We start from the raw sequence: 18,411 nt of genomic DNA on the forward strand, positions 1-18,411 counted from the left end.
CGCCGCGAGCCGCAACGGATTTCGGCCTGTAAAAGCGCCACAGATAGTATCATTAATGTGGGGCATCCACACCTGGGATTAAAGTGATGGCGAGAGAAAACGCGTGTGATTGTTCAGCAAATCAGCAGAACAGACAACGCTTTGCGAGCGAGGTCGCAGTCATCAGGCGTGTGATAAGAGGCAATAAAAAACGGCTGGCGCCGCTGACCGGAGAGGGTGTCAGCATAACCAGCCGTTTCACGTTCCGGGGTAATTAAGCCAGAACCAGATTCGGTGCTTTGAATGCCAGCGGCAGTTCAGCTTCGTCTTCGAAGGTTGCCCATTCCCAGGCTTCCTGCTTAGCCAGAACCGCTTGCAGCAGCTTGTTGTTCAGCGCGTGGCCCGATTTGAACGCAGTGAATGCGCCAATGATGTTGTGACCACACATAAACAAGTCGCCAATCGCGTCCAGCATTTTGTGACGGACAAACTCGTCCTCAAAACGCAGGCCTTCTTCATTCAGTACGCGGAAATCATCCAGACCTATCGCACAATCTAAGCTACCGCCCAGGCACAGGCCTTTAGACTGCAGATATTCGATTTCACGCATAAAGCCAAATGTACGCGCCCGGCTGATTTGACGAACAAAGGCGTCAGCAGAGAAGTTCATCGCATAACGCTGTGAGCTGGAATCGATAGCCGGGTGTTTGAAGTCGATGGTGAAATCGAGCGAGAAGCCGTTAAACGGTTTGATCTCGGCCCATTTGTCACCCTCTTCCACACGCACGGTCTGCTTAACACGCACAAATTTCTTCGCGCTGTTGAGCTGCTCGATGCCCGCATCCATCAGCAGATAGATAAACGGTGCTGCGCTGCCATCCATGATCGGGATTTCTGGCGCATCGACTTCAACAATAATGTTGTCGATACCCAGACCCGCCAGGGCGGCATTGAGGTGTTCAACCGTTGAAATACGCACGCCTTCATCATTCACCAGGCAGGTACTCAGCATGGTGTCGCGCACGTATTTTGCATCAGCCGGAAAATCTACCGGTGGATTCAAGTCGGTGCGACGATAGATGACCCCGGTATTAGCCGACGCAGGGCGTAATGTCAGGGTGACTTTTTTGCCGGTATGTAAACCGACACCAGTCGCCTGAACAATACGTTTTAATGTCCTTTGTTTGATCATCGTATTATCTCGCAATATCACCTGTCCGACCGCCAGTATACTTTACCAGCGGACAGAGACTTTAGCACAAAGAGCGGAGAATCCCAATTATAGGGTTAATCCTAATCGGCCTGCTTACGTAAAAAGGCCGGAATATCAAGATAATCGGGCTCTTTGTTCGACTGCGCAGCCTGGTCGTTAACGACTTTGGCAGCAGGTTTCTGCTCCTGCGGCAGCGGTGACATACCGTGCTGCTGATAGCGATGATCCATCACTGGCTGACTGGCTGGCTTGTTGGTTACCAGGGTGATTTCAGGACGCTTGTCCATGCCGATACCGGTTGCCACCACGGTGACGCGCAGTTCGTCATTCATTTCCGGATCCAGTGAAGTACCGATCACGACGGTCGCGTTGTCAGAGGCGAAGGCGCGGATAGTGTTACCCACGGTCTCGAACTCATCCAGACGCAGGTCGAAGCCCGCCGTAATGTTGACCAGCACGCCACGCGCACCAGAAAGGTCGATATCTTCCAGCAGTGGGCTGGAGATCGCCATTTCAGCCGCTTCTTCCGCACGATCTTCACCGCACGCGACGCCTGAACCCATCATCGCATAGCCCATTTCGGACATGACGGTACGCACGTCAGCAAAGTCGACGTTCATCAGGCCAGGACGGGTAATCAGCTCAGCGATACCCTGAACGGCGCCTTTCAGCACGTCATTAGCTGCACCAAACGCATCCAGCAGAGAGATACCACGGCCCAGCACTTTCAGCAGCTTGTCGTTTGGAATGGTGATCAGTGAATCGACATGCTTAGAGAGTTCGGCGATCCCCTGCTCGGCAAACGCCATGCGCTTTTTGCCTTCGAAGTTGAACGGCTTGGTGACAACCGCCACCGTCAGGATACCCAGTTCCTTAGCCACTTCAGCCACGACAGGCGCTGCACCGGTACCGGTACCGCCGCCCATACCTGCTGCGATGAAGACCATGTCTGCCCCTTCCAGCGCAGAACGCAGTGCTTCGCGATCTTCTTCTGCAGAGTTACGGCCCACTTCCGGGTTCGCACCCGCACCCAGACCTTTGGTAATGTTATTACCGATCTGAATGGTCTGGCCGACAGCTGTTTTACGCAGCGCTTGCGCGTCGGTATTCACAGCAAAGAATTCCACACCTTCGATACGCTCGCGTACCATGTGCTCTACGGCGTTACCGCCGCCGCCACCGACGCCGATGACTTTAATCACCGCGTCGTTGGTTAATTCCATAGGTTCAAACATGATTTCTCTCCGTTATGTGCCTGTCGCCTGGAGATCACTAAAGAAAACAGCATGATCCCCTTTCACAAAAATTAAAACTCTTTTTTTAACCAACTGTTAATACGCTTGAACCAGTTACCTACTGAGACCCGTTTTTCGGTCTCTGCATCACCGTTCATGTGCGACTCTTTGCCGTAATGCAACAGTCCCACGGCAGTGGAGTAGTACGATTCCTGCGCATAGTCAGTCAGGCCGGTAATATTCAGCGGCTGTCCGATACGCACCTGCGTATGGAATACGCGTTGCGCACAGGCCGCCAGTCCTTCGATTTGCGCTGCACCACCGGTCAGGACAATGCCTGCGGCTAAGTGATGCTTCACGCCCTGCTGACGCAGTTGTTCCTGTAACTGCAGAATCTCGTCATTGACCAGATTCAAAAGTTCGGTGTAACGCGGCTCAATCACTTCAGCCAGCGTCTGACGTTGCAGGCTACGTGGTGGACGTCCGCCCACACTCGGCACCTCAACGTTCTCATCTTTGCCGACAATCGAGCCCAGCGCGCAACCATGGCGCACTTTGATCGCCTCAGCATCCGTTGGTGGTGTGCCAAACGCATAGGCGATGTCGCTGGTAACGACGTTGCCTGCATACGGAATAACCTTAGTGTGCCGTAAAGCGCCGCCGGTATATACGGCTATGTCCATTGTACCGCCACCAATATCGACAACACACACGCCCAGCTCACGTTCGTCTTCAGTCAGAACGGCAAAACTGGAGGCGAGACCGGCAAAAATCAGCTGATCCACTTTCAGCCCGCAACGCTCAACGGCTTTAACGATGTTCTTCGCCATATCGTTGTGGCAGGTGATCAGATGCACTTTCGCCTGCATACGCACGCCGGAAAGCCCGACCGGATTTTTAATCCCTTCCTGATAGTCGATGGCGTATTCCTGAGGAATGACGTGCAGGATGCGATGCTCGTCACGTACTCTCACCGATTTGGCGGTATGTACGACGTTCTCTACATCATCCTGAGTCACTTCCTCTTCGGAAATCGGAACCATCCCGATTTCGTTCTGACAACTAATATGTTTGCCCGATAAAGCAAGGTAGACGGAGGAGATCTGGCAATCTGCCATCAGCTCAGCCTGATCGATGGCGCGCTGAACGCATTTCACCACCGACTCAAGGTCGTTTACGCCACCTTTATCCATACCGCGGGAAGGGCAGCTGCCCACCCCAATAATGTTGACCATACCATCGGGCAGAACTTCCCCAACCAGGGCGGCAACCTTCGCAGTGCCGATTTCGAGTCCAACTACCAGTTTTCTGTCCGTTGCCTTGATCATTGTTGTTTAGCCTGTGCCTGGTTCTGTTGCTGATTACTGTCCTGTGGCTCCATCACGATCGGTGTCCAGCCAACAGAAGCGCCAGAGTCGTATCGTAAATCCACGTAGCTGATACGTTTGCTCTCGTTCTGACCTTGCTGTTGCAGCACCGGGTAGAGCTCAATAAAGCGATTCAGTCGTTTCATGGTGTCGCTGCGGCCCAGTTCGATACGAACATCGTCGCTGGTGACCAGCTGCCATGAACGCCGCGCCGTCATCGACGCCACCTTCAGAGTAAACTTCCGGGCTTTCAGCACATCATCCATGCTGTGATAGCCCGCCAGGACCTCTTTCTCACTCCCTTCCGGCCCGTACAACATCGGCATTGTCTCTTTGCCGACATGACTGGCGGGTACGCTGAAGGAGACACCCTCAGCATCCACCATGTGCAAATCGTTCCAGCGCGCCACCGGTGTGTACTCCACAAGGTGGATCTTCAGTTCGTCCGGCCACTGCTTGCGTACGCTGACCTGCTTAATCCAGGGCAGCCGCTCAATCTGCTGCTGCAGGATGTCCACATCCTGAGACATAAACGTACCAGGCGGACCCAGCGACAAAATCGCCTGACGAATATCATCGTGTGTGGTGTAGTGCGTCTGTCCTGTCACCACCAGTTTTGACAATGGCAGCCGGGACGCATCGTTCATCCACTTCAGTACCACCAGCCCGCCAGCAACCATAATCCCGATGACGATCAGCAGAAAAATAATGCCGAACAGTCGGGCACCGTTACTGCGCCCGGTGCGAATACGCTCCTGCGGTTCACGGTTTCGAACTCTCATCGCCGCCTGTGACATATCAGTCGGCCAGCTCCAGAATATGGGCAACCAGCTGCGGGAAGCTCATGCCCGCCTGTTTCGCTGCCATTGGTACCAGACTGTGGCTGGTCATGCCCGGTGAGGTATTGGCTTCCAGTAACTGAAAGCGCCCTTCCCCGTCGGTCATCACATCAACCCGTCCCCAGCCGCGACATCCCAGCGCACGCCAGGCCGCCAGTACCAGCTGTTGTAATTCCGCTTCACGTTCAGCGCTTAAATCGGCCGGACAGACGTACTGAGTATCGTCAGAAATGTATTTAGCTTCATAGTCATAGAACTCGCTGGCGCTCTTTATTTCAATCGAGGGCAGAATACGATCGCCCACAATCGCGACGGTGTACTCCGCGCCACTGAGAAACGCTTCGACCAGCACGTCATTGTCATGCTTAAACGCCATGTCCAGTGCCGCCGGCAGCGCGCTCAGATCGTTAACCCGACTGATGCCCACGCTGGAGCCTTCACAGGCTGGCTTGACGAACAACGGCAGGCCAAGTGCCGCAATTGCCGCGTTGTTTTCTGCGTCCAGACCGGCATCAAACTGCTGACGCGTCAGCCAGACAAACTTTCCTGACGGTAAACCACGTCCCTGCCACAGCAGCTTGGTGCGCAGCTTATCCATAGTCACGGCCGATGCCATCACGCCGCTGCCGGTGTACGGCAGTTGCAGGAACTCCAGCACCGCCTGCAGCGTGCCATCTTCGCCGCCCCGGCCATGCAGTGCGATAAAGGCTTTGGTAAAGCCCTGCTCTTTCAGCGTCAGCACAGAGACATCACGGGTATCGATGCCATGCGCATCAATGCCCATTTCCCGTAATCCGGCGAGGACGGCCTGACCTGAGTTCAGCGAAACCTCGCGCTCTGCCGAGGTGCCACCCATTAATACTGCAACTTTATCCGCCATGACGATCCTCCGCTTTGCGTTCCGGCTGGAGCTTAGTGTCAGCCAGCTTGCGGGCAACCTTGCCGACGTTACCGGCTCCCTGCACCAGAATCAGGTCATTGCCTGACAGCAGCGGTGCCAGCATCTCTGGCAGCGCGTCATGTTCCGGCACCAGAATCGGATCCACCTTGCCGCGATTACGAATCGCACGGCACAGCGAACGGCTGTCAGCACCCGGAATAGCGGTTTCACCGGCAGAGTAAACATCCAGCATCAGCAACACATCCACATGCGACAGTACGTTGGCGAAATCATCAAACAGATCGCGGGTACGGCTGTAACGGTGCGGCTGAAACACCATCACCAGTTTTTTATCCGGCCAGCCTGCGCGCGCGGCTTTAATTGTCGCGTCCACTTCGGTGGGATGATGACCGTAATCATCAACCAGCATCGCGGTGCCCGGCTGTCCGTTGACCGGCTCTGTCGGGAATTCACCCAGCAGATCAAAGCGACGGCCCGTGCCCTGGAAACTCTCCAGCGCAGCCAGGATAGCATTGTCTTCAATGCCTTCTTCACTGGCGACGGCGACGGCGGCTGCCGCATTCAGGGCGTTGTGGCGTCCCGGCGCGTTCAGCGTAATCTGCAGCGGTGCTTTATCCTGACGGATCAAGGTGAAATGCCCCTGCGCGCCACTCTGTTCATAATTTTCAATGCGCAGGTCAGCATCATCACTGAAACCGTACGTGGTGATATGGCGTCCCACGCGTGGGATCAGATCACGAATAACCGCATCATCCACACACATCACCGCACGACCGTAAAACGGCAGGTTGTGCAGGAAGTTAATAAACGTCTGCTTCAGGTTCTCAAAATCGCCCTGATAGGTGTCCATATGGTCAGCTTCGATGTTGGTCACAATCGCCACCATCGGCTGCAGATGCAGGAACGACGCATCGCTCTCATCCGCTTCAGCAATCAGATACCGGCTGTGACCCAGACGGGCATGGGTGCCTGCTGCTTTGACCAGTCCGCCGTTAACAAAAGTCGGATCGAGACCCGCTTCCGCATAAATACTCGACACCATCGCCGTGGTGGTCGTTTTGCCATGGGTACCCGCAACGGCGATGCCGTGACGAAAACGCATCAGCTCAGCCAGCATCTCCGCGCGACGGATCACCGGGATACGCTGTTCACGTGCCGCCACCAGTTCGGGGTTATCCTGCGAAACGGCGCTGGAAACCACCACGACGCTGGCATCGGTCACGTTTTCGGGGCGATGGTTAAAATAAATGGTGGCACCCAGCGCAATCAGGTTCTGCGTCACCGGGTTAGGGGCCAGATCTGAACCGCTGATATGGTAGCCTTCATTTGCTAACACTTCGGCAATACCGCCCATGCCAGCACCGCCGATGCCGACAAAGTGGATGTGCCGGACGCGACGCATCTCGGGCACGATAGAACGCAGTTTTGCCAATTGTTGTGTATTCATCGCTCTCAGTTACCTGCTATTTCAGTTTGTACCCAGTCCGGGTACAGGTCAGACGCGCTGACCGGAATGATTACTTTGCGGCGCGAGCCACTTCCTGAGCGACCCGTTCAGTCGCATCGGGGATCGCCACCTGACGGGCCTGCTCAGCCATCGTCAGCAGTGTTTCGCGATCCCAGTGGCGTAGCTGATCCGCTACAGCCTCCGCAGTAAATTGCGGCTGCTCAAAAATTCTGGCGGCGCCCGCTTTCTCCAGCGGCAGCGCGTTCCAGTACTGCTGGCGATCTTTGTGCTGAAATGGCACGAAAATCGCCGGTAAGCCAGCGGCAGCGACTTCGCTCACGGTTAACGCGCCGGAGCGGCACACCACCACATCAGCCCAGGCGTAGGCGGCAGCCATGTCATCAATAAACTCGGTCACCTTGTGCTGCGTCTGCCCGACCTGCTGATAAGCTTTCTCTGTTTCGGGCAACGACCCTTTACCGGTCTGATGCCACAGGGTGATCTCATCACCCACCAGCGCGGCAACCTGCGGCAGCGTCTGGTTCAGTATCCGCGCACCCTGACTGCCACCGATCACCAGCACCCGTATCGGGCCATGACGATTCGCGAGACGTTGCGCGGGTAAAGGCAGTGCCAGTACATCAGTGCGAACCGGATTTCCCACCACATCGGCGGCGGGAAACGCGCCCGGAAACGCCTGCAATACTTTCGTAGCGATTTTCGCCAGCCATTTGTTGGTCAGCCCGGCAATACCGTTCTGCTCATGCAGCACCACCGGAATACCGCAACTCCAGGCCGCTAAGCCGCCAGGACCGGAAACGTAGCCACCCATGCCCAGCACGACATCCGGCTGCCAGGCTTTCATGATGCGACGGGCCTGACGCCATGCATTAAAGATGCGCAGCGGTGCCAGCAGCAACGCCTTCATGCCTTTACCACGTAATCCGCTGATGCGGATGAAGTCGATGTCGATGCCGTGCTTTGGCACCAGATCGGCTTCCATACGGTCGGCAGTGCCTAACCAGCGGACCTGCCAGCCCTGTTCCATCAGATGATGGGCGACAGCCAGACCGGGAAAGACATGTCCGCCGGTTCCACCTGCCATCACCATCAATCGCTTACCGCTCATCGACCACCTCGGGTAAACGCCTGCGCTTTCGCCAGGCGCGTTTCATAATCTATGCGTAATAAAAAGACGATGGCAGTCGACATAATGATCAGACTTGACCCACCGTAACTGATCAGCGGTAAGGTCAGACCTTTGGTCGGTAACATACCGGCTGCTGCACCGACGTTAACCAGCGCCTGGAAGCTAAACCAGACTCCGATTGAACAGGCTAAAAAGCCGGAAAAACGCTGATCCAGTTCCAGAGCACGACGGCCAATCGACATCGCACGAAAAGCGACGAAGAATACCATTAAAAGTGCCATTACCACACCGACGTAGCCGAGTTCTTCCCCGATGATGGCGAAAATAAAGTCGGTATGCGCTTCGGGCAGATATTCCAGCTTTTGCACGGAGTTACCGAGCCCCTGGCCCCAGAATTCCCCGCGACCAAATGCCATCAGTGACTGGGTCAGCTGGTAACCGCTACCAAAGGGATCTTCCCACGGGTTCCAGAACGAGGTCACACGGCGCATACGGTAGGGTTCTGCAATGATCAGCAGGATCACCGCAAAGATGCCGGAACCGATGATTGCCAGGAACTGCCACAGTTTGGCGCCCGCCAGGAACAGCATCGCCAGGGTCGTCACAAACAGCACAACCACCGTACCGAGATCCGGCTGCGCCAGCAGTAACACGGCCAGCACCACCATCACGCCCATCGGCTTACAGAAGCCCCAGAAGTTGTTACGCACCTCTTCCACTTTGCGCACCAGATAACTGGCGAGATAGCAGAACAGAGAGAGCTTCGACAGCTCTGCAGGCTGAATACGCAGCGGACCCAGCGCGATCCAGCGCGATGCACCGTTAACCGAGCTACCGACTACCAGAACAATCAGCAGCATCGCGACCGTGACCATCAGCATCACGTTGCTGTAGCGCTGCCAGAAATCCATCGGCACCCGCAGCGTGACCAGCGCCATACATACAGCCAGCACGATGTAGAAGGCATCGCGCTTGGCAAAATAAAAGAGATCGTCATTCAGACGCTGACCCACCGGCATTGAAGCCGACGTCACCATCACGAAACCAATCACCGCCAGGCCCAGCGTCAGCCATAGCAGTGTGCGGTCATAGAGCACCAGCGAAGAGTCATCACTTTCGCGTGCGCCCATGACCCAGTCTTTCAGGCGTCCTGAGAAATATCCCGCCAGTCCGGCGCCAGGAATACGCATCAGCTCAGCTCCTTCGCCAGTTGCGCGAACTGCTCACCGCGCTGCTCAAAGTTTCGGAACTGGTCAAGGCTGGCACAGGCTGGCGACAGCAGAACCATATCGCCTGCTTTAACCTGCGGCGCAATCTGCTCCATCGCCTGGCGCATGGTCTCAGTGCGCACGGCGATCTCCGGACGCAGCGCCGCCAGCGCATCGCCATCGCGACCAAAGCAGTAAAGGCGCACATTGTCGCCCTGCAGCCAGGGGATCAGCGGCGTAAAATCGGCCGACTTGCCATCACCGCCCATCAGCAGCCACAGCGTTCCCTTCACCTGCAGGCCATTCAGCGCTGCTTCGGTGCTGCCGACGTTGGTCGCTTTGGAGTCATTGATCCAGCGCACGCCCTGATGCTCATGAACCAGCTGGAAGCGATGCGCCAGACCGTTAAAGTGCGTTAAGGCGGCCAGACTGGAGGCGCGTGGCAGACCCACCGCATCGGCCAGCGCCAGCGCAGCCAGCGCATTGGTGTAGTTGTGCTGTCCCACCATCTTCATTTCGGCCGTGTTCAGGACCTTCTCGCCTTTCACCCGCAGCCAGATACTGCCCTGCTGCTTGTTAAGGTGGTAGTCCCCGAAATCGACACCAAAGCTGACGCAGCGGGTGTCCGCGCCGCGTACCGGCATCGTCAGGGCATCATCGGCGTTAACGATGCAGACCTGTGCATTCTCATAGACCCGCAGCTTAGCAGCGCGATACTGCTGCATACCCAGCGGATAGCGATCCATATGATCTTCGCTGACGTTAAGTATGGTTGCCGCCGCGGCTTTCAGACTGTGCGTGGTCTCCAGTTGGAAACTGGAGAGTTCCAGTACATAGAGTTGCGCCGGTGACTGCAGCAGACTCAGCGCGGGCAGACCAATATTGCCGCCGACGCCCACCTGCCAGCCTGCGGCTTTCGCCATTTCACCCACCAGCGTAGTCACCGTGCTTTTACCGTTGGAACCGGTGATCGCCACGATCGGCGCCTGCGCCTCGCGGCAAAAGAGCTCAATGTCACCGACAATTTCGATGCCGGCTTCGACGGCTTCGCTGAGAATCGGATGCGCCAGCGCGACGCCAGGGCTGGCAACAATCAGATCGGCCGCCAGCAGCCAGTCGCCGTTGATGCCGCCCAGATGGCGTTCAACCTGCCCGGGCAATTTATCCAGCCCCGGCGGCGAGACACGGGTGTCCATCACGCGAGGCGTTACGCCCTGCGCTAAAAAGAAATCAACACAGGAGAGCCCGGTGAGGCCCAGCCCGATGATGACGACTTTTCTACCCCGATAGTCAGCCATGATTAACGCACCTTCAGCGTGGCCAGGCCAATCAGCACCAGCATTAGCGAAATAATCCAGAAGCGCACAATGACGCGCGGTTCCGGCCAGCCCTTAAGTTCATAGTGGTGATGGATCGGCGCCATGCGGAAAATACGCTGGCCGCGCAACTTAAACGATCCCACCTGCAGGATCACCGACAGCGTTTCAACCACAAACACGCCACCCATGATCACCAGTAAAAATTCCTGACGCAGCAACACCGCAATGGTGCCCAGCGCGCCGCCCAGTGCCAGCGAACCCACGTCGCCCATAAAGACCTGAGCCGGATAGGTGTTGAACCACAGGAAGCCCAGCCCTGCCCCGACAATGGCGGTACAGACAATCACCAGCTCACCGGCGTGACGCAGATAGGGAATATGCAGATATTCAGCAAACTTCACGTTACCGGTGGCCCAGGCAACCAGCGCAAAGCCCGCGGCGACAAAGACGGTTGGCATAATCGCCAGCCCATCCAGGCCATCGGTCAGATTGACCGCATTACCCGTTCCGACAATCACAAAGTAAGCCAGCAGCACATAAAACAGACCTAGCTGCGGCATGATGTCTTTGAAAAAGGGCACGACCAGTTGGGTCGCGGGGGTATCTTTACCCGCCGCATAGAGCCCGAACGCGACGCCCAGCGAAATCACCGACATCCAGAAATATTTCCAGCGGGCGATCAGGCCTTTGGTGTCTTTGCGTACCACTTTGCGGTAGTCATCGACAAAGCCGATGATGCCAAAGCCGATTAACACGAACAGCACGCACCAGACATAAGGATTCGACGGATATGCCCACATCAGCACCGAAATGGTGATGGAGGTCAGAATCATGATGCCGCCCATGGTCGGCGTGCCGCGCTTACTGAAATGCGATTCCGGGCCATCGTTACGGACGACCTGGCCAATCTGTAATTTCTGCAGCCAGGCGATCAGGCGCGGCCCCATCCAGAGAGAGATGAATAACGCGGTCAGCAGGCTGACAATGGCGCGAAACGTCAGATAGGAAAAGACGTTAAATCCCGAATAAAAAGCGACCAGATGCTCGGCCAGCCAAACTAACATGTTCCTTTCTCCTTTAAGCTCTGTACTACCTGCTCCATGGCGGCACTACGTGAACCTTTTATCAGGACGGTAATTTCTGAGTGTTCGGACAACAATTGACGCAAACGTTCAGTCAGCGCAGTCTTATCGCTGAAATGTTCGCCAACTTCACTGCTTTCACTGATGAAATGGCTGAATTTTCCGGTGCTCAGCACGCGATCAATGCCTGCATCACGTGCCGCATGCCCCACTTCGCGGTGACAACTTTCGGTCTCTTCACCCAGTTCCGCCATATCACCCGTGACCAGCACCCGGTAACCCGGCATCTCTGACAGGACCTGAACAGCTGCTGTCATCGAACCGACGTTAGCGTTGTAGCTGTCATCCAGCAGCAGCTGATGCGCAGAGAGGCGAACCGGGAACAAGCGACCTGGCACCGACTGCAGGTTTTTCAGCCCCTGCTGAACGGCGCTAAGCGGTGCATCCACTGACAGAGCCAGTGCCGCCGCCGCCAGGGCGTTGGCGATGTTATGCCGACCCGGCAATGGCAGCACGATCTCAGCTTCGCCACGCGGCGTTATCATCACAAAATGAGTACCATCCTGAGCAATGCGGATATCACGGGCGGAGAATTCACACTCTGCCGCCTGCGGTGAGAAACGCCACACGGTTTTATCCTGCAGCGTGCGCTGCCAGTTGGGCCAGTCATTGCTCTCTGCGTTCAGAATCGCAATGCCGTGAGCCGGTAAGCCCTGGAAAATCTCGCCCTTGGCTTTAGCAACACCGGCCAGCGAACCAAAGCCTTCCAGATGCGCCGCGGACAGGTTATTCACCAGCGCGCTTTCCGGTTGAACCAGTCCGGTGGTGTAGGCGATTTCGCCCTGATGATTCGCACCGAGTTCGATGACCGCATACTGATGTTCTGCGGTCAGCCGCAGCAGCGTCATCGGTACGCCATAATCGTTGTTAAGATTGCCTGCGGTGTAGAGCGTTTCGCCACACTCACGCAGAATCGCCGCCGTCATCTCTTTAACCGAGGTTTTGCCGGAGGAGCCGGTCAGCGCCACTACACGGGCGTTCGACTGCTGACGAACCCATGCGCCCAGCCTGCCAAAGGCGAGACGGGTATCTTCAACCACCACCTGTGGCACAGCGACAGGTAAATGCTTACTTACCAGCAGCGCCTGTGCGCCATTCGCAATGGCATCGCCGGCGAAGTCGTGCGCATCAAAGCGTTCGCCCACCAGTGCAACAAACAGGCTGCCCGCCGTGACTTTGCGGGTATCGGTGGTCACGTCACTCAGCGTTAAATCGCTGCCGTGCAGCGTGCCGCCGGTGATCTCTGCCAGGGTTTTTAATGAAACCGGAATCATGCAACGCCTCCCAGCAGTGCCGCAACGGTGGCACGATCGGAGTAGTCGAGACGGCGATTGCCAATGATCTGATAATCTTCATGGCCTTTGCCAGCCACCAGCACGATATCGTCGGGCTGCGCCTGCATAATGGTGTTAGTGACCGCCTGCGCACGACCAGAGACCACGCGGGCGCGGCCTGGGTCCAGCAAACCGGTCAGAATATCTTTTACAATCGCCTGCGGATCTTCGCTGCGCGGATTGTCATCCGTAATCACCACCACATCCGCATATTGCTCAGCAATCGCGCCCATTAACGGGCGTTTGCCTTTGTCACGGTCGCCGCCGCAGCCAAACAGGCACCAGAGTTTTCCTTTGCAGTGCAGACGTGCCGCTTCCAGCGCTTTTTCCAGCGCATCCGGGGTGTGGGCATAATCCACGACGACCGTCGGTTTTCCTGTGGCGCTGAACACTTCCATACGCCCGTTGACCGGCTGCAACTGCGGTGCAACGCTGATTAGCGTCGCCAGCGGATAATCCAGTGACAGCAGCGTCGCCAGCGCCAGCATCAGATTGCTGACGTTGAAGGCACCCATCAGCGGACTGTCGATTTCGCCATTGCCCCAGCTGGAGCTGAAACGAATATGTGCGCCGTTATCGTGGTAATCCACCGCATCGGCTTTAAGCCAGCGCCCGTGGCAGCCCGGCTGGAGGTTATCCTCCATAGTGACCGCAACGGCATCAGGTAAGCGCGCCAGCCAGCGACGACCGACTTCGTCGTCCGCGTTAAGAATCGCCTGCCCGACCTGATGCTCAGAAAAGAGCAGCCATTTAGCTGACTCATAGCTCTGCATATCACCGTGGTAATCGAGGTGATCGCGACTGAGATTGGTGAAGACCGCCGCGGCAAACGGCAGCGCAGCGACGCGATGCTGAACCAGTCCGTGTGACGAGATTTCCATTGCGGTCAGGGTCGCCCCTTTTTCAGCCAGATCGTGCAGCAGATGCTGAACATCAACCGCTGAACCCGTGGTATTTTCTGCCGCCGCTAAGTGACCTACCAGCCCATTACCGACGGTGCCCATCACCGCGCTGGTCTCACCCAGTAGCGTCGCCCACTGCGCCAGCAGCTGGGTGGTGGTGGTTTTACCGTTGGTGCCGGTGACGCCAATCAGCTTCTGTTTTTCGCCCGGCTGCTGATAAAAACGGCCTGCCAGGGCCGAAAGGCGCTGATGCAGCTGCGCCAGATAGATAACCGGTACGCCGTGCATTTCACGGATTTCGCCGTCGACCGCTTCACCCTCAGCTTCCGCCACCACAGCGGCAACGCCCTGCGCAATTGCCTGCGGAATGAAACGGCGTCCATCAACCTGATGGCCTGCAACAGCGACAAACAGATCGCCAGAAGCCGCAATGCGGCTATCCAGTGTCATGTCACGCAGTGGGCGCGCCGGCGCGCCTGGCACCCAGGGGCCGAGTAAATCGCGCAGGTTACGATCTGTCACTTGATTCCTCACTTCTGTTAGTCACCAGCTCATTCTTGTCATTGGTCGGTAACGCGTCCGGCTCGATGTTCATTGTACGCAGTACGCCACCCATGATGGCTCCAAATACCGGTGCAGAGACCGCACCGCCGTAATACTTGCCGGCCTGGGGATCGTTGATCACCACCACCAGCGCGAATCGGGGATGACTGGCAGGCGCGACGCCTGCGGTGTAGGCAATGTATTTATTGACGTAGCGTCCGTCCGGCCCGACCTTTTTCGCCGTACCGGTTTTTATCGCAATGCGATAACCCTTGATTGCCGCTTTGACGCCCCCGCCACCGGGCAGCGCCACGCTTTCCATCATGTGCATCACGGTTTTCACCAGTGACTCATCGAAAACGCGTTGTCCCGCGACGGGCGGATCCACTTTGGTGATCGACAGCGGGCGATTAATGCCATAGCTGCCAATCGTTGCGTAGACTCGCGCTAACTGTAACGGCGTTACCATTAGCCCGTAGCCGAAAGAGAAGGTGGCCCTCTCTATGTCAGACCACCGTTGTTTTTTAGGGTATAAGCCACTGCTTTCCCCGACCAGCCCCAAATTGGTCGGTTTGCCCAGTCCAAAGCGCGCGTAAGTTTCTACCAGCGCTGAGGAAGGCATCGCTAACGCCAGACGTGAAACACCGACGTTACTCGACTTCTGTAAAACCCCTGTCAGGGTCAATTCGTTGTAGCGCGCCACATCTTTGATCTCATGACCATTGACGCGGTACGGCACGGTATTCAGGACGCTGTTCTCTCTCACCACACCACGCTGCAACGCCGTCATCACCACCATCGGCTTCACGGTAGAGCCAGGTTCGAAAATGTCGGTGATGGCGCGGTTACGCATCAGATCTTTTGGCGTATTGCCGAGATTGTTCGGGTTGTAAGCCGGGCTGTTGGCCATCGCCAGCACTTCACCGGTATTGACATCCACCAGCACCGCCGTACCCGATTCCGCTTTGTTAAAGGCAACGGCGTTATTCAGTTCACGGTAAACCAGCGCCTGTAACCGCTCATCAATGCTCAGCGTCAGGTTATGAGCGGCCCGGCTGTCCACCGAAGAGATATCCTCGATGACCCGACCATACCGATCTTTGCGCACCGTCCGCTCGCCGGGTGCACCGGTCAGCCACTTATCAAAGCTCTTCTCGATGCCTTCAATGCCCTGCCCGTCGATGTTAGTAAAGCCAATGAGATGGGAGGTGACCTGCCCGGCAGGATAGTAACGGCGCGACTCTTCGCGCAGATGAATACCGGGAAGTTTGAGTTTTTTAACGTAGTCACCGATAGCCGGATTGACCTGGCGCGCCAGATAGACAAAGCGGCCTTTGGGATTGGCATTCACGCGGGCGGCCAGCTGATCAAGGGGAATAGAGAGCGCATCGGAAAGCGCCTTCCAGCGGCTGTCCAGCGTCACGCCGCCACCGGCGTGCAGCTCTTTGGGATCGGCCCAGATAGCGTTGACCGGCACGCTGACTGCCAGCGGGCGTCCGGCGCGATCGCTGATCATACCGCGTGAGGTGGGCACCGCCTGAACACGCAGCGAGCGCAGATCGCCCTCTTTTACCAGCTTGCCAGGATTGATCACCTGCAGCCAGGCCACACGTGACAGCAATCCACCCAGCGCCAGTAAAATACAGCCGCACAGCAACGCAAAACGCCAGCTTACAAAGCTGGCTTTATCTTCCGGTTTCTTCAATTTCAGCGTTCTGCCTGTGCCGCTCATTCGCTATCTGAGGTCCTTATTTCTGCACCACGATATTTTCTTGTGAAGGATCAACGTGCTGCAGTTGCAGCTTCTCGGTGGCGATGCGTTCAACACGGCTGTGATCGCCCAGTGCATTCTCTTCCAGGATCAGGTTGCGCCACTCGATATCGAGTGCGTCACGCTCCAGCACCAGCTGTTCGCGCTGCGCGGTTAACAATCGTGTTTTATGGGTGGTCGTCACCACCAGCACGGCAGAAACCACCACAGCGATCAGCAACAGCACCGGAATCTTGCCTTTTCGCAGCAGATCCCCGCCGATAACGGCAGGCAGACTGTGACGCTCATTACCGATCATGCGTCGGTTTTCTCCGCGATACGTAATACCGAGCTGCGCGCACGTGGGTTCTCAAAGACTTCAGCATCACCCGGCGACATTTTGCCGAGCAACTTCAGTTCACGCCCACCCAGGGCACGCAGCTGATGTTCAGTCATGGGAATCCCAGGCGGCACCTGCGGCCCGCGACTCTGATCGCGCATAAAGCGCTTCACCAGCCGATCTTCCAGTGAATGGAAGCTGATAACAGAGAGACGACCCTGCGGAGCCAGCACTTCAACAGCGCCTTTCAGGGCAATATCGATCTCTTCCAGTTCGCTGTTAATCCAGATACGAATCGCCTGGAAGCTGCGCGTGGCCGGATGCTTAAACTTATCTTTTACCGGCATGGCAATTGAGATCACCTCAGCCAGTTCCCGGGTCCGGGTCATCGGCTGTTCACGATTACGCTCGACAATGGCCCGGGCGATGCGTTTGGCGAATCGCTCTTCACCGTAGGTCTTCAGGACAAACGCGATATCCGCCTCTTCTGCGTGCAGCAACCATTCTGCGGCGGAGTGCCCGCGCGACGGGTCCATTCGCATATCCAGCGGTCCGTCACGCATAAAGGAGAAGCCACGTTCGGCGTCATCCAGCTGCGGTGATGAAACCCCCAGGTCCAGCAAAATGCCGTCAATCTTTCCGACCAGATCCCGTTCAGAGACATACTCTGCCAGCGCGGAAAAAGGGCCATGAATAATTGAAAAACGCGGGTCGGTGATCTCTGCGGCAGCGGCGATAGCTTGCGGATCACGATCGATGGCGATCAGCTTTCCCTTCTCTCCCAGCTGCGAAAGAATCAGGCGTGAATGGCCACCACGACCAAAAGTGCCGTCGATGTAAATACCGTCTTCCCTGATATTGAGGCCGTTAACCGCCTCATCCAACAGCACGGTGGTATGTTTGAAATTTTCCTGCATAGCTATAGCGACAAGTCCTGCAACCGCTCAGATAAAGGCTCCTGAGCCGACTGTTCTGCGTCAATATCGTCCCTGACTTGTTGATACCAGGTCTGTTCATCCCACAGCTCAAATTTATTGAACTGTCCAACCAGCATCACTTCTTTGGTTAATTTTGCGTGCTGCCGAAGCGTATTCGCCAGCAGCAGGCGGCCTGCATTATCCATCTGACATTCACTGGCATGCCCCAGCAGCAAACGCTGCACGCGGCGCTCAAGTGGATTCATACTGGAAAGGCGTGCCAGCTTTTTTTCAATGATTTCCCATTCGGGCAGGGTATAAAGCAACAGGCATGGCTGGTGGAGGTCGATGGTACAGACCATCTGCCCCTGAGACTCCCCAATCAGCAAATCGCGATATCGCGTGGGTACGGCGAGCCGCCCTTTGCTGTCGAGATTGACTAACGTTGCTCCGCGGAACATGCCAGTCTCTTCTCCTCATCACCCATTTACGCCACTTTATCCCACTTTTTACCACGAAACGAGTTTAAGGATCCCATGAAATCCTTGTCAAGCCGGAGCGGCAGGTGAATATCACTATTTACAGAGTGAAGAATTAATCTCTGGCGACGATATAAACGAATAAAAGGGGAAAGTAAAAATTAAGCCGATGAATACCTGAATAAAAAAAACGACCCGGGAAAAAACGACTAAAAATGAAACAATGTAAAGGGCTAAATATTAATCGTGGTTTCTGAGACAGCGGCGGCATTTTAGGGGATTTCCGAAAGGAAGCCCAGCGGCTTCAGGCCAGACGGGAAAGTAAGTTTGTTGAAGTTGTAAGCAG

The 18,411-nt window shown here is 56.2% G+C and carries 16 protein-coding genes; all 16 read right to left on the minus strand.

All coding sequences use genetic code 11. The annotated features are described in order from the left end of the window. Positions 1-253: 253 nt before the first annotated feature. Positions 254-1,171, minus strand: coding sequence for a UDP-3-O-acyl-N-acetylglucosamine deacetylase (lpxC, locus tag OK409_RS11075; RefSeq protein WP_010253894.1), 918 nt, complete (start codon positions 1,169-1,171; stop codon positions 254-256). Between the two features lie 101 nt (positions 1,172-1,272). After that, complete coding sequence (ftsZ, locus tag OK409_RS11080; RefSeq protein WP_010253892.1) at positions 1,273-2,427, minus strand: cell division protein FtsZ; 1,155 nt, start codon at positions 2,425-2,427, stop codon at positions 1,273-1,275. Positions 2,428-2,498: 71 nt separating this feature from the next. Then, positions 2,499-3,755: a cell division protein FtsA gene (gene ftsA / locus OK409_RS11085; RefSeq protein WP_010253890.1), complete on the minus strand. Its 1,257-nt coding sequence runs from the start codon at positions 3,753-3,755 to the stop codon at positions 2,499-2,501. Continuing rightward, positions 3,752-4,591 carry a cell division protein FtsQ gene (gene ftsQ, locus OK409_RS11090; protein ID WP_010253887.1) on the minus strand — a complete coding sequence of 280 codons (840 nt, stop codon included), beginning with the start codon at positions 4,589-4,591 and terminating at the stop codon, positions 3,752-3,754. The genes ftsA and ftsQ overlap by 4 nt, the downstream gene beginning before the upstream one ends. A 1-nt stretch (position 4,592) precedes the next feature. Next, positions 4,593-5,513: a D-alanine--D-alanine ligase gene (locus tag OK409_RS11095; RefSeq protein WP_010253885.1), complete on the minus strand. Its 921-nt coding sequence runs from the start codon at positions 5,511-5,513 to the stop codon at positions 4,593-4,595. Continuing rightward, positions 5,503-6,981, minus strand: a complete 1,479-nt coding sequence (murC, locus tag OK409_RS11100) for a UDP-N-acetylmuramate--L-alanine ligase (protein ID WP_010253883.1) — start codon at positions 6,979-6,981, stop codon at positions 5,503-5,505. The genes OK409_RS11095 and murC overlap by 11 nt, the downstream gene beginning before the upstream one ends. Before the next feature lie 70 nt (positions 6,982-7,051). Beyond that, positions 7,052-8,110, minus strand: coding sequence for an undecaprenyldiphospho-muramoylpentapeptide beta-N-acetylglucosaminyltransferase (gene murG / locus OK409_RS11105; RefSeq protein ID WP_052271112.1), 1,059 nt, complete (start codon positions 8,108-8,110; stop codon positions 7,052-7,054). Beyond that, positions 8,107-9,321: a cell division protein FtsW gene (gene ftsW, locus OK409_RS11110; RefSeq protein ID WP_010253879.1), complete on the minus strand. Its 1,215-nt coding sequence runs from the start codon at positions 9,319-9,321 to the stop codon at positions 8,107-8,109. Before ftsW ends, murG begins: the two co-directional genes overlap by 4 nt. Further along, positions 9,321-10,637, minus strand: coding sequence for a UDP-N-acetylmuramoyl-L-alanine--D-glutamate ligase (gene murD / locus OK409_RS11115; protein ID WP_010253876.1), 1,317 nt, complete (start codon positions 10,635-10,637; stop codon positions 9,321-9,323). The genes ftsW and murD overlap by 1 nt, the downstream gene beginning before the upstream one ends. Before the next feature lie 2 nt (positions 10,638-10,639). Further along, entirely contained in the window at positions 10,640-11,722 is a 1,083-nt protein-coding gene (gene mraY, locus OK409_RS11120; RefSeq protein ID WP_003854755.1) for a phospho-N-acetylmuramoyl-pentapeptide-transferase, read from the minus strand. After that, a complete protein-coding gene (gene murF, locus OK409_RS11125) occupies positions 11,716-13,074 on the minus strand; it encodes a UDP-N-acetylmuramoyl-tripeptide--D-alanyl-D-alanine ligase (RefSeq protein ID WP_264367057.1) in 1,359 nt (452 codons plus the stop codon). The genes mraY and murF overlap by 7 nt, the downstream gene beginning before the upstream one ends. After that, positions 13,071-14,558 (minus strand): UDP-N-acetylmuramoyl-L-alanyl-D-glutamate--2,6-diaminopimelate ligase, encoded by a 1,488-nt coding sequence (murE, locus tag OK409_RS11130; RefSeq protein WP_192034015.1) that lies wholly within the window; start codon positions 14,556-14,558, stop codon positions 13,071-13,073. Before murE ends, murF begins: the two co-directional genes overlap by 4 nt. Continuing rightward, entirely contained in the window at positions 14,545-16,311 is a 1,767-nt protein-coding gene (locus tag OK409_RS11135) for a peptidoglycan glycosyltransferase FtsI (RefSeq protein WP_010671821.1), read from the minus strand. The genes murE and OK409_RS11135 overlap by 14 nt, the downstream gene beginning before the upstream one ends. A gap of 16 nt (positions 16,312-16,327) precedes the next feature. Continuing rightward, positions 16,328-16,648, minus strand: coding sequence for a cell division protein FtsL (gene ftsL, locus OK409_RS11140; RefSeq protein ID WP_003854764.1), 321 nt, complete (start codon positions 16,646-16,648; stop codon positions 16,328-16,330). Continuing rightward, a complete protein-coding gene (gene rsmH / locus OK409_RS11145; protein ID WP_264367058.1) occupies positions 16,645-17,586 on the minus strand; it encodes a 16S rRNA (cytosine(1402)-N(4))-methyltransferase RsmH in 942 nt (313 codons plus the stop codon). Before rsmH ends, ftsL begins: the two co-directional genes overlap by 4 nt. Before the next feature lie 2 nt (positions 17,587-17,588). After that, positions 17,589-18,047: a division/cell wall cluster transcriptional repressor MraZ gene (mraZ, locus tag OK409_RS11150; RefSeq protein ID WP_009092149.1), complete on the minus strand. Its 459-nt coding sequence runs from the start codon at positions 18,045-18,047 to the stop codon at positions 17,589-17,591. Positions 18,048-18,411 lie beyond the last annotated feature (364 nt).

It is taken from the genome of Pantoea sp. RG18 (genome assembly GCF_025910075.1).
GTDB lineage: Bacteria > Pseudomonadota > Gammaproteobacteria > Enterobacterales > Enterobacteriaceae > Pantoea > Pantoea agglomerans.